Below are 19,882 nucleotides of genomic sequence, written 5' to 3' on the forward strand. Positions count from 1 at the left end.
GTGCCCGGACTGCTCGAAGGCAAGCGCCTGCTGATCACCGGCATCATCACCGACGCCTCGCTCGCCTTCCACGCGGCCAAGATCGCGCAGCAGGAGGGTGCGAAGGTGGTCCTGACCGGCTTCGGCCGCATGTCGCTGGTCAAGACCATCGCGAAGCGGCTGCCCGAGCCGGCCCCGGTGATCGAGCTCGACGTCACCAACCAGGAGCACCTGGCCGGTCTCGCGGACAACGTCCGGGAGCACGTCGACGGCCTCGACGGCGTGCTGCACTCCATCGGCTTCGCCCCGCAGAGCTGCCTCGGCGCGCCGTTCATGGACGCGCCCGCCGAGGACGTCAAGGTCGCCGTGGACGTCTCGGCGTACTCGTTCATGTCGCTGTCGAAGGCGTGCCTGCCGCTGCTGGGCCGCGGTTCGTCGATCGTCGGCATGGACTTCGACGCCCGCGTCGCGTGGCCGGTCTACAACTGGATGGGCGTCGCGAAGGCCGCGCTGGAGTCGGTCAACCGCTACCTGGCCAAGGAGCTGGGCCCGCAGGGCATCCGCGTCAACCTGGTCAGCGCCGGCCCGATGAAGACGATGGCCGCGAAGTCGATCCCGGGCTTCTCGGACCTCGAAGACGGCTGGGGCGACCGCGCGCCGCTCGGCTGGGACAGCTCGGACCCGGACCCGACGGCGAAGAGCGTCTGCGCGCTGCTGTCGGACTGGCTGCCGGCCACGACCGGCTCGATGATCATGGTCGACGGCGGAGTCCACGCCCTCGGCATCTGATCGTTGTCCGTGAAGGCCTCCTTACCGGCTCTTATGGCCGGTAAGGAGGCCTTCACGGCTTTTCAGGCCGCGACCGGGACCGGGCGGCGGTCGTCGGCGCGCTGGACGGCGGCCGCGATCGTGAGGGCGACGACCGTCGCCGCGCCGAGGGCGATGCCCGTCCACGCGACGCTCGGGAAGCCCAGCCCGGCGCCGATCGCGACGCCGCCCAGCCACGGCCCGGCGGTGTTGCCGACGTTGAACGCCGCCGTCGTGCTGGCGCCCACGAGCGTCGGGGCGTTCCCGGCCACGGCGTAGGTGCGCACGTTCAGCGCCGGGTTGGCGCCGAACCCGGCGGCGCCGAAGACGAGCACGGCCGCGACGGCGACCACCGCGTCGGTCGTCAGGGCCAGCACGAGCAGGGCCGCCAGCGCGAGCGCGACGCAGCTGTAGAGCGTGGCGAACGGGTGCCGGTCGGCCAGCCGCCCGCCGGCCGTGATGCCGATGAGCGCGCCGACGCCGAACAGCGCGAGGACGCCCGGGACCCACGATTCCGGCAGGCCGTCCGTCTCGGTCAGCAGGGGCGCGAGGTAGCTGAACGCGGCGAAGATCATGGCCTGGCACAAGGCGATCACGCCGAGCGCGAGCCAGACCCGGCCGCGCCGGTAGAGCCGCAGCTCGGACCGGACGCTCATCCCGCCGCCGGTCGTTTCGGGCACCAGCGCGGCCACGCCGGCCGCCGCCAGCAGCGTCACCGCCGCGACCGCCCAGAACGCCGTCCGCCAGCCCGCGTGCTGCCCGATGAACGTCCCCGCGGGCACCCCGGCGACGTTCGCCACGGTCAGCCCGCCGACCAGCACCGCCATCGCGCGGCCGCGCCGCTCGACCGGCACCAGCGCGATCGTCGTGGCGACGCCGACGGCCCAGAAGCCCGCGCAGGCGAGCGCGGCGACGACCCGCGTCGCGAACAGCAGCGCGTACCCGGTGGCGAGCGCGCCCACGACGTGCGCCCCGAGGAAGACCGCGAGCAGCACCAGCAGCGTCCGGCGGCGGGGGAGCCGCAGCGTGGTGATCGCCAGCAGGGGTGCCCCGATCACCATGCCGATGGCGAACGCGGAGATCAGCAGCCCGGCGTCGGGGATGCTCACGCCGAGGTCGGCGGCCATGCCGGGGAGCAGGCCGGTGATCATGAACTCGGACGTGCCCAGCGCGAACACGCTGAGCCCGAGGACGAAGACGGCCAGGGGCACGGGTCCTCCTTGGTTGTGTATTGGTCAGTACAAAACGTGGGCATGCTGTTGTCGAAAGGAGTCCGGGTTCAGGCGACGAGCGCGGACAGGGCGAGATCGGCGACGGCGTACATCGCCTCGCGGCTGGTGCCGCGCCGGGACATCACCTTCAGGCCGGTGACGGTGTTGAGGACGAACTGCGCGACGTCGGCCGGATCCCGGCCGGGGAGCAGGCTGCCGTCGAGCACGCCTTCCCGGGCGCACTGGCCGAGCATCGCCAGGTTCCGCTCGGTGTCGCTGCGCAGGGCGGCGCCGATGCCGTCGTCCGGCATGCCGAGCTCGGCGAGGGTGTTCACGACCAGGCAGCCGCGGCGGTCGCGCTCGAGTTCGGCGTCGATGGTCGTGGTGAAGAGCGCGGTGAGCCGTTCGGCGGCCGTGCCCGGTCCATCGAGGAGTGCTTGCCGGGCCGTGAGCTGGCTGTCGGTGTAGTGCGTCAGCGACCGCTCGAACAGGGCTTTCTTGCTGGTGAAGGTGTTGTAGACGCTGCTGCGGCCCAGCCCGGTGGCGTCGCACAGGTCCTGCGTCGACGTCGCCTCGTAGCCGTGCTCCCAGAACGCGTGCATCGCGCTGTCGACGGCGGCGGACTCGTCGAACTCCCGTGGCCTGGCCATGGGATCACCGTACCAGGGTTTTGGACTGGTCGATTCACAACCGGCCCGCGTCAGCGTGCGGGGCGCCACAGCGGCAAGATGACCGAGGTGGGATACGACGCGTTGCTGTGGCTTTCGTTCGGCGGTCCGGAAGGGCCTGACGACGTCATGCCGTTCCTCGAGAACGTCACCCGGGGCCGGGGGGTGCCGCGTGAGCGGCTCCTGGAGGTCGCCGAGCACTACCAGCACTTCGGCGGGGTCTCGCCGATCAACAAGCTGAACCGCGACGCCATCGCCGCGGTCGAGAAGCAGCTCGCGGCCGCCGGTGTCGACCTGCCGGTGCACTTCGGCAACCGCAACTGGCACCCGATGGTCGAAGCGACCCTGAGCGAGCTGACGGCGGCCGGCGCGCAGCGGATCCTGGTCTTCCCCACGAGCGCGTACGGCGGCTACTCGGCGTGCCGCCAGTACGACGAGGACATCGAACGCGCTCGCGCCGCGGTCGGCGAAAATGCCCCCGAAATGGTGAAACTGCGCCAGTTCTTCGACCACCCGCTGTTCGTCTCGGCGATCGCCGACGGCGTCCGCGCCGCCCACGCGTCGCTGGGGAACGTGCCGGGCATCCGCACCGTCTTCACCGCGCACTCGGTGCCGGACAGCGCGGACAAGGCGTCCGGCCCGCCGGCCGAGGGCGGTCGCCGCTACTCGCGCCAGATCGCCGAAGCGGCCCGGCTCGTCGCGGCCGAAGCCGGCGTCGAGACCTACGACGTCGTCTGGCAGTCGCGGTCCGGGCCGCCGCAGGTGCCGTGGCTGGAGCCGGACATCGTCGACCACATCGACGCACTGCACGCTTCGGGGGTCCCCGGAGTGGTCGTCTCGCCGCTCGGGTTTGTCTCGGACCACCTCGAGGTGATCTGGGACCTGGACAACGAAGCGGCCGAACGCGCGGCGGAGCACGGCATGGCGTTCGCCCGCGCGGCGACGGCGGGCAGCGACCCGCGGTTCGCCGAGCTGGTGGTGGAGCTGATCCGCGAGCACACGCACGACGTGGCGCCGCGCAAGCTGTCGCCGTTCCCGGCGGGCGGCTGCACGGTCAACGGCGCGCCGTGCGCGATCGGCTGCTGCGAGCCCGCGAAGCGTCCCGGCCGTTAGGTTTTGCGCCCCACCAGGTGGAAGACGCGGCTGAGCCGGCGGTAGGGGTCCCGCCGGCCGGCTTCGAGTTCGACCGCGGCCACGCGTTCGGTGTCGGCCGGATCGAGGTCGGCGCCGCTGAGGTCGAGCCAGTCGACGAACAGCCAGACTCCGTACCACTGCAGGGGTTCCACACCGCGGCGGCGCAGTGATTCGCTGAGTTCGTCGACGGTGTCGGCGCGGGTCGGCAGGCCCAGCACGCCGATCTCGGCGCGGGTGTCGAACGCCGCCAGCGCGTCCTCCCACCGTCGTTCCATGGCCGGGCGCACCGCGGCGGCGTCGGCGTTGCCCGCCATGATCGAGACGAGCCCACCGGGAGCGGCGCACCGGCACAGCTGGTCGAGCACGGGTTCCGGGTCCGCCAGGTAGCCGAGCACGCCGTGGCACAACACGGCGTCGAACTGCCGGCCGCTGACCGCCTCGACGGCGTCCGCGCCGTCGGCCTCCACGAACGTCACGTCCTCCGGCAGCCGCTGCCGGGCCTTGTCCAGCATCGCGGGTGACGGGTCGAGCAGCGTGACGTCGTAGCCGGCACGGGCCAGCGGGAGCGACTGGTGTCCCGCGCCGCCGCCGACGTCGAGCACCCGGGCCGGCGGGGCCGGGAGGTGCTCCAGCAGCTGCCGGTGGATGACGTAGGTGCGCACGCGCCCCTTCGCGGTGGCGTAAGCGCCATCGGCGAACTGGTCGGCCAGTGCGGCCCAGCTGTCCTCGACCATGGCGGCCACGGTATCAGTTAGTAGTTAGTAACTGGTAACTTAAGCGCCGTGGCTACACGCATGAGCGGAACGGAACGACGGACCCAGGTACTGAGGATCGCGGCGGGGGAGTTCGCGAACCACGGGCTCCACGGCGCCTCGGTCGACGCGATAGCGCACGAAGCGGGCATCACGCAGGCCTACGTGTTCCGGATGTTCGGGACCAAGAAGGCGCTGTTCCTGGAGCTGGTCGGCGCGGCCTTCGACCGGTTCAGCGACGGCATGGCCGCCGCGGCCGAGGGCGCCGAGGGCTTGGCCGCGCTGACGCGGATGGGCGCGCGCTACTACGAGTCCCTTACCGACCGGACGACGCTCTTGCTGCAGCTTCAGGGCTTCGCCGCGTGCGGCGACAGCGAAGTCCGCGACCTGGTCCGGACGCGGTTCGCCCGCATGTGGGACACCGTCGCCGACCCGACGGGCCTCGACCCGGTGACGGTGAAGTCGTTCCTGGCCTTCGGCATGCTGCTCAACACCGCGGCCGCCCTCGACGTCGAGGAGCTGGCCGAGCCGTGGGCCGAAGGCGTGCGCACCCGCATCCGGCCGGGTCTGTTCGAGCACATCACGGCCGACACGAACCGCTGAGACGTCAGCCTTCGCGAGCGGTCTGCTCCGCGAAGACCCGCACGGCCTCGTTGACGGCGGCGCAGCGAGCGATCCGCACGGCGTCCGACAGCGGCCGCAGGGCCTGGGCCCGCAGGTTCGACGCCGACGCCGACAGGGCGCCGCCCGGGTCGTCCGTCTGGGCGATCACCAGGATCGCCGCGATCTCCTCGGCGCGTTGCAGCACCCGCAGCGCGCGGCCGGGGGTGCCCGCCGGCCAGTCGACGTCCGGGCGGGAACGCAGGTGGGCGGACAGTTCCGCGCGCACTCCCGGCCGGTCGCTGGCGACGTTCAACGTCTGGAGCGCGCCGGCGCTCGCGCGGATCGCGTCGGTCAGGCCGTGCTCGGCCTCGCCCAGCGCGACGTACTCCGGCGGGGCGGCCAGGGGGACGAGCGAGAACACCGTCCAGCGCATCAGGCCCTCGGCGACCGGCTCCGGCACGATCCCGAAGCCGAGTTCGGGCAGCACCACCGCGTCACCGGCGCGCAACGCCGCCTCGGTGAACGGGCCGCCGCCCCCGAGGCCCCGGACATCACCCGGGACGGGGAGGACCAGCCGCATGCTTTTCGCTCCCTGCGAACGCAGGGCCATCAGCAACTGGACCGGGGTGGCCGCGCGGTTGAAGGCCAGCGGGAGCTCGAACGCCTCCGCGGCGGCCGCGTCGGCGGCGACGACGTCGTGCGCCTCACCCCACGCGAGCAGGGCGTCGAGCACATCGTCGGACGCGGCGGCTCCGTTCAGCCACGCGCTGGACCAGACGGCGAAGGTCGCACTGGGTCGGCACACGACGCCCTATTTTACCGGGCCGCTCCGCAACCCGGCAGTGCGCCCACGCTGGAGTCGCTCCACATCGACGGGCCGCCGATCCGGCAGTAGCGTCGAACGGGTGAACGTAGTTCCAGACGATCTTCCCCGCACCGCCGGGGCCCTGCGCGCGGCCGGGTACGAGCCGCGGCCCATCGCGCAAGAGATCCACGACAACCTGCTGACCGCCCTCCGCACGGGGGTCGACGCCTGGCCCGGCATCGTCGGGTTCTCCCGCACGGTGCTGCCGCAGCTCGAACGCGCGCTGCTGGCCGGCCACGACGTCGTCCTGCTCGGCGAGCGCGGCCAGGGCAAGACCCGCCTGCTCCGCACCCTCTCCGGGCTCCTCGACGAGTGGACGCCCGTCATCGAGGGCTCCGAGCTGGGCGAGCACCCCCTGCAGCCGATCACGCCCGCGTCGCTGCGGCGCGCGGCCGGGCTCGGCGACGACCTGCCCGTGGCCTGGCGCCACCGCTCCGAGCGCTACACCGAGAAGCTGGCCACGCCGGACACCTCGGTCGGCGACCTGATCGGCGACGTCGACCCGGTGAAGGTCGCCGAAGGCCGCAGCCTGGGCGACCCCGAGACCATCCACTTCGGCCTGGTCCCGCGCGCCCACCGCGGCATCGTCGCCATCAACGAGCTGCCCGACCTCGCCGAGCGCATCCAGGTCGCGCTGCTCAACGTGATGGAGGAGCGCGACATCCAGGTCCGCGGCTACACGCTGCGGCTGCCCTTGGACGTCCTGCTCGTCGCCACCGCGAACCCCGAGGACTACACCAACCGCGGCCGGATCATCACCCCGCTGAAGGACCGCTTCGGCGCCGAGATCCGCACGCACTACCCGCTGGACGTGGAGTCCGAGGTCGCCGTCGTCCGGCAGGAGGCCCACCTCGTCGCGGAAGTGGGCGAGCCGCTGCTGGAGGTCATCGCCCGGTTCGTGCGGAACCTCCGCGAGTCGCCGGTCATCGACCAGCGCTCGGGTGTGTCCGCGCGGTTCGCCGTCGCGGCGGCCGAGACCGTGGCGGCCGCGGCCCTGCGCCGTTCGGCGCTGACCGGTGAGGAACCCGCGGTGGCCCGGCCGGTCGACCTCGACGCGGTGCCGTCGGTGCTGCGCGGCAAGATCGAGTTCGAGCCGGGCGAGGAGGGCCGCGAGGTCGAGCACCTCGTGCACCTGCTGCGCCGGGCGATCGCCGAGACCGCCCGCGAGCGCTTCGCCGGCCTCGACCTGCGCCCGCTGGCCGACGCGGTCGCCGACGGCCACCTCGTCGCCACCGGCGAGCGGGTACCGGGCGAGGACGTCCTCAAGGCGCTGCCGGAACTGCCGGTGCTGCACGAGGTCGCCGCGCGCGCCGGCGTCTCGCCCGACGAACCCGCCGGCCGGATCGCGGCCGCCGTCGAACTCGCCCTCGAATCGCTGTTCCTGGCCCGGCGGCTCGCCAAGGACTCCGACGACACGACCACCGTCTACGGCCGATGACCGCGGTCCCGCTCCCCGACGGCTACTCCTACGGCCCGTTCCACGACGGGCCGGACCCGCTCGCGCCGCCGGCCGACCTGCACGACGCGCTCGACGAGATCGGCCGCGACGTGATGGCCGGCTCGTCGCCGCGGGCCGCGCTGGAGGAGCTGCTGCGCCGGGGCACCGACCGCACCTCGGGGCTCGACGAGCTGACCCGGCGCCTGTGGCAGCGCCGCTCGCAGATCCAGCGGCGCAACAACCTCGACGGCACCCTGCAGGAGGTCCAGCGCCTCCTGCAGGACGCCCTCGAGGCCGAACGCCGCGAGCTGTTCCCCGACCCGGACGACGACGCCCGCTTCCGCGAGGCCCAGCTGGACGCCCTGCCGCCCGGCACGGCCGCGGCCGTCAACGAGCTGTCCGAGTACGACTGGCGCTCCGAACAGGGCCGGGAGAACTACCAGAAGATCCGCGACCTGCTCGGCCAGGAGCTGATGGAGTCGCGGTTCCAGGGCATGAAGCAGGCGCTGCAGAACGCCGGGCCCGAGGACGTCGAGCGGATCAACGAGATGCTCTCGGACCTCAACGACCTCCTCTCCGCGCACGCCCAGGGCGCCGAGGACATCCAGGAGCGCTTCGACGACTTCATGGGCAAGCACGGCGAGTACTTCCCGGAGAACCCGCAGAACGTCGAGGAGCTGATCGACGCCCTCGCGGCCCGGTCCGCCGCGGCCCAGCGGATGCTCAACTCGATGTCCGCCGAGCAGCGCGCGGAGCTGGCCGAACTGACCCAGCAGGCCTTCGGCGACCCGCGTCTCGCGCAGCAACTGTCCAACTTGGACGCCCAGCTGCGCGCGGCGCGGCCGGGTGAGGACTGGACGTCGTCGGAACGCTTCCGCGGCAAGAACCCGCTCGGCATGGGCGAAGGAGCCCAGGCGATGGCCGACCTCGCCGAGCTGGACGCGCTGGCCGAGCAGCTGGGCCAGTCCTACCCCGGCGCGAGCCTGGACGACATCGACCTGGAAGCGCTCGAGAGCCAGCTCGGGAAGGACGCCGGCGTCGACGCGCGGCGACTGTCCGAACTGGAGCGTGAGCTGCGCCGCCAGGGCCTGTTCGAACGCGCCGCCGACGGGTCGCTCCGGTTGTCGCCCAAGGCGTTGCGGCGCCTGGGCGAGACGGCGCTGTCGGACATCGTGAACGCGCTGCGCGGCAAGTCCGGCGACCGCGAGACCGAGTCGGCGGGCGCCGCGGGCGAGCCGACCGGCGCGTCACGGCCGTGGCGGTTCGGGGACATGCAGCCCTGGGACGTGCCGCGGACGATCCGCAACGCCGTGCTGCGCTCGGTGTCGGTGGGGGAGTCCGCGGTCCGGCTGGACGTCGAGGACGTCGAAGTGGTCGAGACCGAGCACCGGTCCCGCGCCGCGGTGGCGCTGCTGGTCGACACGTCGTGGTCGATGGTCTCGGAAGGCCGCTGGCTGCCGATGAAGCGCACCGCACTGGCACTGCACCAGCTGATCACCACCCGGTTCCGCAACGACGCGCTGCAGCTGATCACCTTCGGCCGCTACGCGACGTCGATGGAGCTGCCGGAGCTGGTCGGGCTGGAGGGCGCGTGGGAGCAGGGCACCAACGCGCACCACGCGCTGCTGCTGGCCGGGCGCCACCTGCGCCGTCATCCCGACGCCCAGCCGGTGGTCCTGATGGTCACCGATGGCGAGCCGACCGCGCACCTGGAACCGGACGGCGAGGCCGTCTTCGACTACCCGCCGCAGCCGCAGACCCTCCACAAGACACTGTCCGAAGTGGACCGCCTGGCCAAGCTGGGCGCGTCGGTGACGGTGTTCCGGCTGGGCGACGACCCGCGGCTGACGGCGTTCGTGGACGTCATCGCCCGCCGCTCGGGCGGCCGGGTGGTGGCACCGGACCTGGACGGCCTGGGCGCGGCGGTGGTGGGCGACTACCTGCGCACCCGGCGTCGCTGACCGTTAGCGGCGCACCCGGCGGTGCCGGACCGGCGCCGTCAGCCCGGCGAGATCGCTCCCGGCCTGCCGGCTGTACGGGTGCGCCGGTCCGAGCACCCGCTGGTAGTCGGCGGTGACGGCGGTGAGCGTCTCGCGTGCCGGGCCCGGCTTGCCGGCCCTCGCCAACGCCAGGCCGAGGTTGCGCCGGGCGTTGAGCGTGCCCGTGTGGTCCGGGCCGAGCAGCCGGGTCCGGTCGCCGGCCGTGCGCTCGAACAGCTCCAGCGCCTCCTTGGCCTTCCCGGCGTCCAGCAGCGCCCGGGCCAGGAAGAGCCGCACCCGCACCGTTTCGAGGCTGTCCGCCGGCTGCTCGCGCTCGGCGGTGTCGCGCAGCCGCCGCAGCAGCCCGATCGCGTCGCCGTGGCGCCCGGCGGCCTGGTAGGCGGCCGCGCGGTACTGCCCCCACCACGGCGTGTCGGTCCGGGTCGCGTTCTCCTCGTGCAGCGCGATCCCCTCGGTGACCCGCCCGCACCGGACGTAGGTGCGGGCCAGCTCGCCCCGGGCGTTGACCGTCGACGGGTGATCCGGCCCGTGCACCCGGACGTTCTCCCGCAGGTTCTCCTCGAACACCGGCACCGCCGCCGCGAGCTCACCGGCCGACCGGAGCGCGCTGCCGAGGTTGGCCCGGGCGTGGAGCGCCGTCTGGTGGTCGGGCCCGGCCACCCGGACCACGGCGGCGAGGTTGCCGCGGTGCACGGCGATCGCCCGGTCGAGCTGCCCGTGGCACTCGTGGTCGTAGCCGAGTGAATTGCGGGCGCCGAGCGTGCGCACGTCGTCCTCGCCGTACCACCGGGTCCGGCGCTCGACGAGCCGCTCGGAAAGGGCCACCGCTTCGCCGGTCCGCTCGCCGCGGACGCAGACCAGCCGCAGCGATCGCACCGCGCGGTCGACGTCGGCGTGCCCGGCCAGCAGGTAGGCGTCGTGGTCGGCCAGCACCTCCCGCCCCAGCGCCCGCGCTTCGGCGAGGGCGCCCGCCGCCGCGAGGTGGCCCACCGACCAGCGCCGCAGCCGCAGGATCCGCTCGAGCCGCGGCGTCAGCTCGACCGACGGCAGCGCGCGGAAGGTCCGCCACACCGCGCCGACGTGCTCGGCCAGGTCGTCGGGTGCGGAGCCGTCGCTCTCGTCCGAGCCTCCGGTTTCCTGCTCGAGCGCGTCGAAGGCCCGATCCAGGGTGGCCGCCAGGCGTTCCTCGGCGTGCAGCCGGCTCAGGACGGCCCGCTGGGTGAGCCGGTGCATGGTGACGATCTCGCCGCTGACGTCGAAGCCGGCGATGGAGGCGCCGGTCAGGGCCCCGAGCGCGGCGTCGACGGCGACCGGATCGGGGCCGAGCCGGTGCGCCAGCTCGCGCCGGACGCCCCGGGGCGCGAGGAGGGCGACGAACTCGGCGATCGCCCGCGCCCGCCCGTCCCGGGCCGTCACCGCCCGCAGCGACTCCAGCGCCGTGTCCTCGACGCGAGCGGGGTACCCCTCGCCGGGCACCCGCTCCAGCAGCGCGTTGAGCGGCGCGTGCGACAGCCGCTCCAGGTAGGTCGCGAAGGTGAGGCGCTGGCGCCGGATGACGCCACCGGCCTGGGCGAGCGCCAGCGGCAGGCCGCCCAGCTCGCGCACGACGCCGGCCGCGGCCTCATCGGGTTCCCGGCCCGACCTCGCGCACAGGAAGCCGACGGCCTCGTCCTCGTCGAACCCGCCGACCGCGACCGTGCCGCCGAGGATCTCGAAGGCCTGCACGGTGCTCGTGACGAGGACGCGGGCGCGGGCGGGCAGCCACCGGTTGAGCGCGTCGGGATCGGTCGCGTTGTCGAACACGACGACCGGCCGCTCGACGGTGTCGAGCCACGCCATCCCGGTGCGCGCGGCGGCTTCGGCGTCGACGACGGCGTCGGCCTGCCCGGCCCGGCGGGCCAGTTCGGCGTACGCCCGGACGATGTTCGCGGGATCCTCGGCGCTGACCCAGACCACCGTGGACCGTCCGTCGGTGGCGGCCGCGCGGGCGTACGCGGCGGCGAGGTGGGTTTTGCCTGCCCCGCGCCCGCCGAGCAGGACGCAGAACCCGCCGCCGTCGAAGGCGTCGTCGATCCGGGCCAGCAGCGGGCCGCGGCGCACCGCCGAGAGCGGTGCACGGGGGAGGTCGCCGAGGACGAGCCGGGTGACCGCGGGCGAAGGCCGGTCCCGGGCCGGGGTCCGGCGCAGCCGCAGGTACGCGATGAGCGCCGCGACCAAGGCGATCACCGCACCCGCGACACCCAGCGTCACCTCGGCCTTCACCCGAGTCAGGTTAACCGCGCGGGCGGGGCGGGGCGGGCTACGGAAGGGTGACGCTTGACCCTGACGTCGCGTGAGGCACCACCGTGGTCCGGGCAAGGGCCACACCGGCCGCAGAGGAGGGGAAACGATGGGGCATCCCGTGGGCAAGGTCGCCGCACTCGCCGGGGTCACCGTCCGGACGCTGCACCACTACGACGAGATCGGCCTGCTCCGCCCGAGCGGGCGGACGGCGTCGGGGTACCGCAGCTACGGCGACGACGACCTCGACCGGCTGCAGCGCATCCTGTTCTACCGGGAGCTCGGGTTTCCCCTCGAGACGATCGCGACCCTCGTCGACGACCCCGGCATCGACGCCGACGCGCACCTCGAACGGCAGCGGGAGCTGCTGGTGGCGCGGATGGGCGAGCTGGGGCGGATGGTCGCGGCCGTCGATCGTGTGATGGAGGCGAGAGCCATGGGCAACGCGTTGACGCCCGAGGAGAAGTTCGAAGTGTTCGGTGGCTTCCAGGAGCCGGACGGTTACGCGGAGGAAGCGGCGCAGCGCTGGGGGAGCACGCCCGAGTGGCGGGGTGCGCCGGCACTGTCCAAGGAGGACTTGGCCGCGGGCGAGGCGGCGCGGCAGGAGTGGGTGGGCCGGCTGAACGCCGTCCTCGACGCCGGTGCCGCGCCGGACAGCGCCGAGGCCATGGACCTGGCCGAGGAGCACCGGGTGATGCTCGGCCGGGCGATGGGGGAGTGCTCGTACGAGACCCAGCAACGGATCGGTGAGCTGTACGTCACCGAACCGGTGCAGCTGGGCTTCCTGGTCCGCGAGGACGAGCAGCGCTCAGGCGTCGGCGCGTTCGTCCGCGACGCCATCAGGGCGAACGCGGTGCGCCGGGGCTAGCACTGCCCCGGGTGGGGGACGTGTCCCACCGGGCGGGAGGGTGGCGGGAGGAACGCTTACAGTCGAGGGTATGCAGACTTGGTCATCGGTCGACGTGCCCCGCATCCCCGGCACCCCCCGCCCGCTGCGGCTCCACGACACGGCCACCGGGCAGATCCGCCCGACCGCACCCGGCGCCACCGCCCGGATGTACGTCTGCGGCATCACGCCCTACGACGCCACGCACCTCGGGCACGCCGCGACGTACCTCGCCTTCGACCTGGTGAACCGGATCTGGCGGGACAACGGGCACGACGTCCACTACGTGCAGAACGTCACGGACATCGACGAGCCGCTGCTGGAGCGGGCCGCGCGCGACCAGGACGACTGGGTCGTGCTGGGCATGCGCGAGACGGCGCTGTTCCGCGAGGACATGACCGCGCTGCGGGTGATCCCGCCGAAGCAGTTCGTCGGCGCGGTGGAGAGCATCCCGGAGATCGTCGAGGTGATCGCGAAGCTGCTGGCCAACGGCAGCGCGTACCGGGCCGACGACGCCGACCACCCGGACGTGTACTTCGACCACACGGCGACCGGGAAGTTCGGCTACGAGTCCAACTACGACGCCGAGACCATGGCGAAGCTCTTCGCCGAGCGCGGCGGCGACCCCGACCGGGTGGGCAAGCGCCACCCGCTGGACGCGCTGCTGTGGCGGGTCGCCCGCGAGGGTGAGCCGTCGTGGGAGTCCGAGCTCGGCGCGGGCCGCCCGGGCTGGCACATCGAGTGCAGCGCGATCGCCGTCAACCGCCTCGGCCTCGGCTTCGACCTCCAGGGCGGCGGCTCCGACCTGATCTTCCCGCACCACGAGTACAGCGCGGCGCACGCCGAGGCGGTGGCGAAGGACGGCCAGTTCGCCCGCCACTACGTGCACGCCGGCATGATCGGGCTCGACGGCGAGAAGATGTCCAAGTCGCGCGGGAACCTGGTGTTCGTCTCGCGGCTGCGCGCCGACAAGGTCGACCCGGGCGCGATCCGGCTGGCCCTGTTCGCCGGCCACTACCGCGGCGACCGCCCGTGGTCGGACTCCCTGCTCGCCGAGGCCCAGACGCGGCTGGCACGCTGGCGCGAGGCCGTCTCTCTCGCGACCGGCCCGGCCGCCGAGGACACGATCACGCGGCTGCGCGACCACCTCTCCGACGACCTCGACACGCCGAAGGCCCTCGCGGCGATCGACGCCTGGGCCAACGAGGCGCTGCGCCGCGACGGCACCGACCCCACGGCCCCCGGCCTGATCCGCATCGCGGTCGACGCCCTGCTCGGCATCACCCTCTAAAGCCGTGAAGGACTCCTTACCGGCCATAAGAGCCGGTAAGGAGTCCTTCACGGACCGTTGTATAACGGCCTATACCGCGGCGGGGTGGCCGGCGGCCAGCTCCAGGTGGTCGCCCGCCCAGTCCCGGCGCAGCCAGCGGTCGTGGGACGCGATGACGACGGCGCCCGGCGCCGTGTCCAGCGCGGCGAACAGCTCTTCCGCCAGGGTCAGCGAAACGTGGTTCGTCGGCTCGTCCAGCAGCAGCACGTCCGGCGGTTCGGCGAGCAGGACCGCCAGCGCCAGCCGGCGCCGCTGACCGACCGAAAGCGCGCCGACCGGCAGTCCCAGGTCGCGGGACGCCAGCAGGCCCAGCCGGCTCAGCGGGGGAGCGTCCTCGCCGAGCGCGTCGCGGTACATCTGGTTCGCGGTCCGCGCCGGGTCCGGGAACACGACATCCTGCTCCAGCAGGCCGACGCGCACCCCGTGTCCGAAGTGGACCGTGCCACTCGCCGGCGTCAGCTGTCCCGCGAGGACGGACAGCAGCGTCGACTTCCCGGCGCCGTTCCCGCCGGTGACGAGCAGCCGGGCCGAGCCGTCGACGTCGAGGCGCGGCAGGTGCAGCCGGCCCGGGACGTCCAGCTCCCGCACCGCGATCGCCGGGCCGTCGCCCGTCGAACGGCCGGTGAGCGCGGCCCGGAACCGCAGTGGCGCCGGGGGTTTGCGCACCTGGTCGCGTTCGAGGTGCTCGAGCCGCTGCTCGGCGTCGCGCACCCGCCGTGAGATCGTCTTCTGGACGCGGGCGCCCTTGAAGTGGTGGATGAACTTGTCGTTGTCCCGCGGCGCCCGGCCGTAGGCGACGTTCCGCGCGGTGACGGCGACCGTCTCGCGCAGCTCCTTCAGTTCCTCCTGCTCGTCGGCGAAGCGCTGCTCCCAGCGCGCCCGCTCGGCCTTCTTGTGCCCGAGGTAATCGGTGTAGCTGCCGCCGTAGCGGACGGCGCCACCGGCCTGGCTGTCGGCCGCGGCCGGGTCGAGGTCGACGATGTCCGTGCACACCGCGTCGAGGAAGACGCGGTCGTGCGAGGACAGCACCACGACCCCGGTCAGCTCCGCGAGGTGGCGTTCCAGGAACTCCATCGCGGCGTCGTCGAGGTGGTTGGTCGGCTCGTCCAGCAGCAGCGTCTCCGGCCGCCGGATCAGCAGCGCGGCCAGCCCGAGCCGCGAGCGCTGCCCGCCGGACATGGTGCCGAGGCGCCGGTCCGGCTCGATGCCGCCGAGGCCGAGCCCGTCGCAGACGAGCTTCGCGCGGCGGTCGGCGTCCCAGAGGTCGTGGGCCTGCGCCCATTCCAGGACCCGGCCGTACTCGTCGAGCACGGCCGCGTCGTCGGGCCGCGCGGTCATCGCCGTGGTCAGCTCGTCGAGCCGGACCGTGGCGGCGCGGATCTCGGCGAGGGCGTCGTCGACGACGTCGGCGAACGTCGCGTCCATGGCGAAGGGCAGTTCCTGCAGCAGGAACCCGACGTCCGGACCGCGCAGGACCTCGCCGGAGCGGGGTTCTTCGAGCCCGGCGAGCAGCCGCAGCAGCGTGGACTTGCCGGTGCCGTTCTCACCGACCAGGCCGAGGCGCTGGCCGGCGGACGCGGTCAGCGAGACGCCGTCGAGCACCACGCGGGTGCCGTAGCCGAAGACGACATCTTTGGCCAGCAACGGAAAAATGGGGGTGGACATGCGCGATCACCGAGCCCGGAGGAGAAGATGCGAATATCCCGCCGGGCGTCGTGGCACGCGGGAGCGTCGGCTCGACCGGGTGCCGCCTCGGAAGCGGGATGGGCGCGATCAGTTCTTCATAGTGGAGCCAGGTTAACGCAACGACTGTAGAGTTAGTCAACTCGATATGGCCTGGGTCACATTCGGCAGCTGTGTGGTCGAGCGTTCGGCCGCGGCGGTGCCGTCCGTGAGGAACCCGAGCAGGGCGGTGAGCTGCCGCCGGTCCAGGTGGGCCAGGCGCTCGCCCACGAACCGGGCCATCGGCGCGTACAGCTCCGCGAGCTCGGCCATCCGGTCCGGCAGCGGCCGGACGACGAGCCGGCGCCGGTCGGCGGGGTCGGGCGCGCGCTCGGCGAGCCGGTGCAGCGCCATCCGGTCGAGCAGCCGGGTGAACGCGCCGGTGGTCATGCCCAGCAGCCGGGCGAGCTCGGTCGGGGAGTCGCTGACGCCGCCGTGGAGCAGGTGCAGGCAGTGCAGCTCGGTGGGCGTGACGGCCATCCGCTCGGCGACCGCGGCGTGGAAGAACGCGGTCGACCCCACGAACCGGGGGAGGGCGAGGGCGGCGGCGGTGGCGAGTTCGCGCTGGTCGGGCAACATCCATCCCAGGTTCGGTGACGACGCAGTCACTGCTTCGCGCAGTCGCTGCCCGGCGAACGATAGCGGAGCCGGTTGACAAACCCGCAGGCGGGATCAACTATGAAAGAACACTTTCGAAACGATCCTTTCAGATAGGTGACCGATGGCCGAGCTGCCGCCGCGCAAGCGGGTCGAGGACGTCGAACTGCTGCGGGCGCTGTCGCACCCGCTGCGGTCGGCGCTGCTGCACCACCTGACCTCCGTCGGGCCGCGCACCGCGAGCGAGTGCGCGGAGGCCGTCGGGTCGACCGCGTCCAACTGCAGCTGGCACCTGCGGCAGCTCGCGCAGTACGGCCTGGTCGAGCGGGCGGACGCCGAAGACGGCCGGGAGCGCCCGTGGCGGGCCCGGCAGGTCGGGCTCGACCTCGGCGACATCGACGACGACCCGGTCCGCCGGGCGGCCCAGCTCGGGGTGGTCGGCGCGAGCCTCGCCAACGAGCAGGAGCTGACCCAGCGCTACCTCGACTCGCTGGACGACCTCGACCCGGCGTGGCGGTCCGCGGCCGGGCTGAGCAGCTACTCGCTGCGCGTCACGCCGGAGGAGCTGACCCGGCTCTCGCACGCGATCGACGCCCTGGTCCGGCCCTACGTCGGCGCGATTCGGACGGACGCGCCGCCCGGCGCGCGTCCGGTGCACGTCGGCGTGCGCGCGTTCCCGCGCATCGAACACTCGGGGAAGGCGGAGGAATGAAGCAGCTGCTGGGGGTACCCGCGTTCGCGCGGTTGTGGGTGGCCGCTTTCTTCGGCGAGACGGCCGAGTGGATGCTGCAGGTCGCGCTGCCGGTCTACGTCTTCCAGCGCACCGGGTCCGCGGCGTCGACGGCGCTGAGCATCGTGCTCGGCCTGCTGCCCGCGGTCCTGCTCAGCCCGGTCGCCGGCGTGGTCGCCGACCGCTGGAACCGGCGGGCGGTGCTGTTCGGCGTCTGCTGCGGCCTCGCCGTCGTCGCGCTGCCGCTGCTGGCCGAGCCGGGGATCGCCGTCGTGTACGCGGTGATGGCCGCGCAGGCGGCGCTCGCGTCGGTGTTCGAGCCGGCGCGCAACGCGCTGGTCCCGGAGCTGGTCGGCGTCGAAGAGGTCACCGGCGCGAACGGGCTGATGAGCGTCAACGGCAGCGTCGCCCGGCTGGCCGGCGGCTGGGCCGGGGGCGCGCTGCTGGGCTTCGGGGGACTCGCGGACGTCATCACCGGCTACCTGATCGTGCTGGTCGTGGCCGCAGGCCTGCTGGCGAAGCCGTTCCGCCGGGTGAGCGCGCCCATGCCGGCCGCGGCACCCGAACCGGTGGTGCAGGCGTGGCTGGACGGGCTGCGGGAACTGACGCACAACCGCCGGTTGTGGCGGACCGGGCTCGCCGTGGTGCTCACCTCGCTGGCCCAGGGCATGTTCCTGGTGCTGTTCGTGGTGTTCGTGCTGCAGGTGCTCGGCGGCAGCGAGGCCGACGCGGGCCTGCTGCGCGGTGTACAGGCGGTCGGCGGGCTCGCGGCGGGCTTCGCCATCGCGACCGTGGCGCGCCGGGTGGCGCCGGCCAGGCTGCTGGGCTGGGGCTCGATCGTGCTGGGCCTGGTCTCCGCGGTGATCTGGAACCTGGCGCTGGCGACGACCGCGCTGGGCGTCTACGTGGGGTTGTTCGTGCTGGTGGGCGCCCCCGGCGTGGTCGTCGGCGCCGGCGTGCTGTCGGAGATCCAGAGCGCGGTCGCGCCGGAGCGGGCGGGCCGGGTGCTGAGCACGACGTTCGCCGTGATGGCGACGTTCAGCACCATCGGCGCGCTGGCGGCCGGGACCCTGGTCGCGACGACCGGGCCCGCGGTGCTGCTGGACGTCCAGGCCGGGGTCTACGTCCTCGCCGGCGTCCTGGTGCTCGTGCGGAAAACCCGCCGAATCACCCGGTTCGGGGACGTCGGGGAAACGGTGGTGGCTACGGTGGAGGGGTGCCGCACCTCTTCGCCACCAGCGACCTCCACGTGACCCACGAGGGCAACGGCCCGATCCTCGACTCCGTCGTGCCCGAGACGCCCGAAGACTGGCTGCTCGTGGCGGGCGACGTCGCCGAGCGGGCCGACGTCACGATCGCGACGCTGAAGACGTTGCGCGAGCGGTTCGCGAAGGTCGTCTGGGTGCCGGGCAACCACGAGCTGTGGACCACGAAGACCGACGAGTGCCAGCTGCGCGGCCAGGCGCGCTACGAGCACCTCGTCGAGGGGTGCCGCGAGATCGGCGTGCTCACCCCCGAGGACGAGTACCCGGTGTGGCAGCACGGTTCGCGGCCGCTGACGATCGCGCCGCTGTTCCTGCTCTACGACTACAGCTGGCGGACCCCGGCGGCGGAGGGCAAGTCGCTGGAGGAGGCGCTGCGCCAGGCCCGTGAGGCCGGCGTGGTCTGCACCGACGAGTACTTCCTGCACCCGGACCCCTACCCCAGCCGCCAGGCGTGGTGCGCCGACCGGCTGAAGTTCAGCACCGAGCGGCTCGACGCGATCCCCGAGGACCACGGCACGATCCTGATGTCGCACTGGCCGCTGCACCGCCACCCGACCGCGCCGCTGTACTGGCCGGAGTTCGCGTTGTGGTGCGGGTCGACCAAGACCGAGGACTGGCACCTGCGCTATCGCGCGGAGATCGCTGTGTACGGCCACCTGCACATCCCGCGCACCACCGAAGCCGACGGCGTCCGCTTCGAAGAGGTCTCACTGGGCTACCCGCGCGAGTGGCGCAAGCGCGCCCGGGGCGCGGTGCCGATGCGCCGCATCCTCTGGCCCTCCTGACCCCGCCGCGAGGCCGCACTTTCGCCGAGAAAGTGTTCCGGAGTTACGACCTCCGCATCCGGGTTCACCCGAACGAGCGGGGCCGGTTCCGGCGCCGTGCGGGTTCCGTCGACGTCCTCGCCTCGGACGGACACCTCGGCCTGCGCCCTGATCGAGGTTGCCACGTCGGGCCGGGTCAGCGCGATCGCGGTTTCGGTCGGCGACCTCCGGTCGGTCGCGCGGACCGGCGCGGGTGCCGTCGTCAGGACTCGGCGCGGCGGCGCTCCCTGAGTGCGCGGACGCGGCCGCGGCTGGCGCACGCCGGTGAGGGGCACCAGCGGCGTCGCCCGCTCGGGTCGGCGAACACGCCCCGGCAGTCCTGCTCCGGGCAGGCCCGCAGGTCGGCGCGCAGGGGGCCGGTGAGCCAGTCGGCCGCCTGCAGCGCGAGCCTGCTCAGCGCGTCCGTCACCGTCGCCGGAGCACTGCGGTGGAGCCGGTCGAGCGCGGCCAGGTGCATCGGCTCGGCCCGGAAGAACGCCGTCAGCGCCCGCACCTGCTCGGCCCGCGGCGCGAGCCCGTCGACCGCGCCGAGCGCCAGTTCGCGCACCGCTTCGCGCAGCCGGTGCGCCGCCTCGACGTCGGCGTCGGTGACCAGCGCGAGCGGCGTCAACCCGACTTCGGCGAGCCACTCGGCCAGCCGGTCCCGCGTCGGCATCCGTTCCACCGGGCTCGCCCCGAAGTGGCGGCCGCGGGTGGCCATGAGGTCGAGCCAGGGGGCGCCGCTGTCGAAGCGGAAGGCGTGGTCGTCGGGCATGCTCGCATTGTAACGGGTCAGCCGTTACACTCGACGG

General features: G+C 73.3%; 18 protein-coding genes. 10 read left to right on the forward strand and 8 right to left on the reverse strand.

Translation table 11 applies throughout. From position 1 onward, the window contains the following. Positions 1 to 768, forward strand: coding sequence for an enoyl-ACP reductase FabI (gene fabI / locus OG570_RS34850; protein WP_247051927.1), 768 nt, complete (start codon positions 1 to 3; stop codon positions 766 to 768). Positions 769 to 830: 62 nt separating this feature from the next. Here the strand turns inward: fabI and OG570_RS34855 are convergent, their stop codons facing one another. Both OG570_RS34855 and OG570_RS34860 read right to left on the reverse strand, forming a co-directional pair. After that, entirely contained in the window at positions 831 to 1,997 is a 1,167-nt protein-coding gene (locus OG570_RS34855; RefSeq protein WP_326953201.1) for a Cmx/CmrA family chloramphenicol efflux MFS transporter, read from the reverse strand. 68 nt (positions 1,998 to 2,065) lie between these two features. Further along, entirely contained in the window at positions 2,066 to 2,647 is a 582-nt protein-coding gene (locus OG570_RS34860) for a TetR/AcrR family transcriptional regulator (RefSeq protein ID WP_326953202.1), read from the reverse strand. 87 nt (positions 2,648 to 2,734) lie between these two features. Here OG570_RS34860 and OG570_RS34865 point away from each other — a divergent pair, with 87 nt between their 5' ends. Then, positions 2,735 to 3,778: a ferrochelatase gene (locus OG570_RS34865; RefSeq protein ID WP_326951543.1), complete on the forward strand. Its 1,044-nt coding sequence runs from the start codon at positions 2,735 to 2,737 to the stop codon at positions 3,776 to 3,778. Here the strand turns inward: OG570_RS34865 and OG570_RS34870 are convergent. After that, positions 3,775 to 4,533, reverse strand: a complete 759-nt coding sequence (locus OG570_RS34870) for a class I SAM-dependent methyltransferase (protein WP_326953203.1) — start codon at positions 4,531 to 4,533, stop codon at positions 3,775 to 3,777. The two genes, OG570_RS34865 and OG570_RS34870, sit on opposite strands and share 4 nt — an antisense overlap. A gap of 48 nt (positions 4,534 to 4,581) precedes the next feature. Between OG570_RS34870 and OG570_RS34875 the strand changes: the two genes are divergently transcribed. Continuing rightward, complete coding sequence (locus OG570_RS34875; RefSeq protein WP_326953204.1) at positions 4,582 to 5,154, forward strand: TetR/AcrR family transcriptional regulator; 573 nt, start codon at positions 4,582 to 4,584, stop codon at positions 5,152 to 5,154. A 4-nt stretch (positions 5,155 to 5,158) separates the two neighbouring features. Here OG570_RS34875 and OG570_RS34880 read toward each other — a convergent pair whose 3' ends face one another. Next, complete coding sequence (locus tag OG570_RS34880; protein WP_326953205.1) at positions 5,159 to 5,959, reverse strand: hypothetical protein; 801 nt, start codon at positions 5,957 to 5,959, stop codon at positions 5,159 to 5,161. A gap of 100 nt (positions 5,960 to 6,059) precedes the next feature. On the opposite strand from OG570_RS34880, the gene OG570_RS34885 reads away from it, so the two are divergent. Together OG570_RS34885 and OG570_RS34890 are read left to right on the forward strand one after the other, a co-directional pair. After that, entirely contained in the window at positions 6,060 to 7,457 is a 1,398-nt protein-coding gene (locus OG570_RS34885) for an ATP-binding protein (RefSeq protein ID WP_326953206.1), read from the forward strand. Then, positions 7,454 to 9,418 carry a VWA domain-containing protein gene (locus OG570_RS34890; protein ID WP_326949728.1) on the forward strand — a complete coding sequence of 655 codons (1,965 nt, stop codon included), beginning with the start codon at positions 7,454 to 7,456 and terminating at the stop codon, positions 9,416 to 9,418. The genes OG570_RS34885 and OG570_RS34890 overlap by 4 nt, the downstream gene beginning before the upstream one ends. Positions 9,419 to 9,421: 3 nt before the next feature. On the opposite strand, the gene OG570_RS34895 is transcribed toward OG570_RS34890, so the two are convergent. After that, positions 9,422 to 11,719, reverse strand: a complete 2,298-nt coding sequence (locus OG570_RS34895; protein ID WP_326953207.1) for a tetratricopeptide repeat protein — start codon at positions 11,717 to 11,719, stop codon at positions 9,422 to 9,424. A gap of 127 nt (positions 11,720 to 11,846) precedes the next feature. On the opposite strand from OG570_RS34895, the gene OG570_RS34900 reads away from it, so the two are divergent. Together OG570_RS34900 and mshC are read left to right on the forward strand one after the other, a co-directional pair. Then, positions 11,847 to 12,605 (forward strand): MerR family transcriptional regulator, encoded by a 759-nt coding sequence (locus OG570_RS34900; RefSeq protein ID WP_326953208.1) that lies wholly within the window; start codon positions 11,847 to 11,849, stop codon positions 12,603 to 12,605. Positions 12,606 to 12,675: 70 nt separating this feature from the next. After that, on the forward strand, positions 12,676 to 13,914 hold the full coding sequence (mshC, locus tag OG570_RS34905) for a cysteine--1-D-myo-inosityl 2-amino-2-deoxy-alpha-D-glucopyranoside ligase (protein WP_326953209.1): 1,239 nt from the start codon (positions 12,676 to 12,678) through the stop codon (positions 13,912 to 13,914). 69 nt (positions 13,915 to 13,983) lie between these two features. Here the strand turns inward: mshC and OG570_RS34910 are convergent, their stop codons facing one another. Together OG570_RS34910 and OG570_RS34915 are read right to left on the reverse strand one after the other, a co-directional pair. After that, positions 13,984 to 15,618 carry an ABC-F family ATP-binding cassette domain-containing protein gene (locus OG570_RS34910; RefSeq protein WP_326953210.1) on the reverse strand — a complete coding sequence of 545 codons (1,635 nt, stop codon included), beginning with the start codon at positions 15,616 to 15,618 and terminating at the stop codon, positions 13,984 to 13,986. Positions 15,619 to 15,774: 156 nt separating this feature from the next. Beyond that, entirely contained in the window at positions 15,775 to 16,251 is a 477-nt protein-coding gene (locus tag OG570_RS34915) for a MarR family winged helix-turn-helix transcriptional regulator (protein WP_326960245.1), read from the reverse strand. Between the two features lie 145 nt (positions 16,252 to 16,396). Here OG570_RS34915 and OG570_RS34920 point away from each other — a divergent pair, with 145 nt between their 5' ends. The 3 genes from OG570_RS34920 to OG570_RS34930 are packed head-to-tail and all read left to right on the forward strand — an operon-like array spanning position 16,397 to position 19,052. Continuing rightward, positions 16,397 to 16,984 (forward strand): ArsR/SmtB family transcription factor, encoded by a 588-nt coding sequence (locus OG570_RS34920; RefSeq protein WP_326953211.1) that lies wholly within the window; start codon positions 16,397 to 16,399, stop codon positions 16,982 to 16,984. Further along, a complete protein-coding gene (locus OG570_RS34925) occupies positions 16,981 to 18,255 on the forward strand; it encodes an MFS transporter (protein ID WP_326953212.1) in 1,275 nt (424 codons plus the stop codon). Before OG570_RS34920 ends, OG570_RS34925 begins: the two co-directional genes overlap by 4 nt. After that, positions 18,219 to 19,052 carry a metallophosphoesterase family protein gene (locus OG570_RS34930; RefSeq protein WP_326953213.1) on the forward strand — a complete coding sequence of 278 codons (834 nt, stop codon included), beginning with the start codon at positions 18,219 to 18,221 and terminating at the stop codon, positions 19,050 to 19,052. The genes OG570_RS34925 and OG570_RS34930 overlap by 37 nt, the downstream gene beginning before the upstream one ends. A gap of 241 nt (positions 19,053 to 19,293) precedes the next feature. Here the strand turns inward: OG570_RS34930 and OG570_RS34935 are convergent, their stop codons facing one another. After that, positions 19,294 to 19,845 carry a CGNR zinc finger domain-containing protein gene (locus OG570_RS34935; RefSeq protein ID WP_326953214.1) on the reverse strand — a complete coding sequence of 184 codons (552 nt, stop codon included), beginning with the start codon at positions 19,843 to 19,845 and terminating at the stop codon, positions 19,294 to 19,296. Positions 19,846 to 19,882: the final 37 nt, after the last annotated feature.

The sequence above is a fragment of the Amycolatopsis sp. NBC_01286 genome (assembly GCF_035982555.1).
Taxonomy (GTDB): Bacteria; Actinomycetota; Actinomycetes; order Mycobacteriales; family Pseudonocardiaceae; genus Amycolatopsis.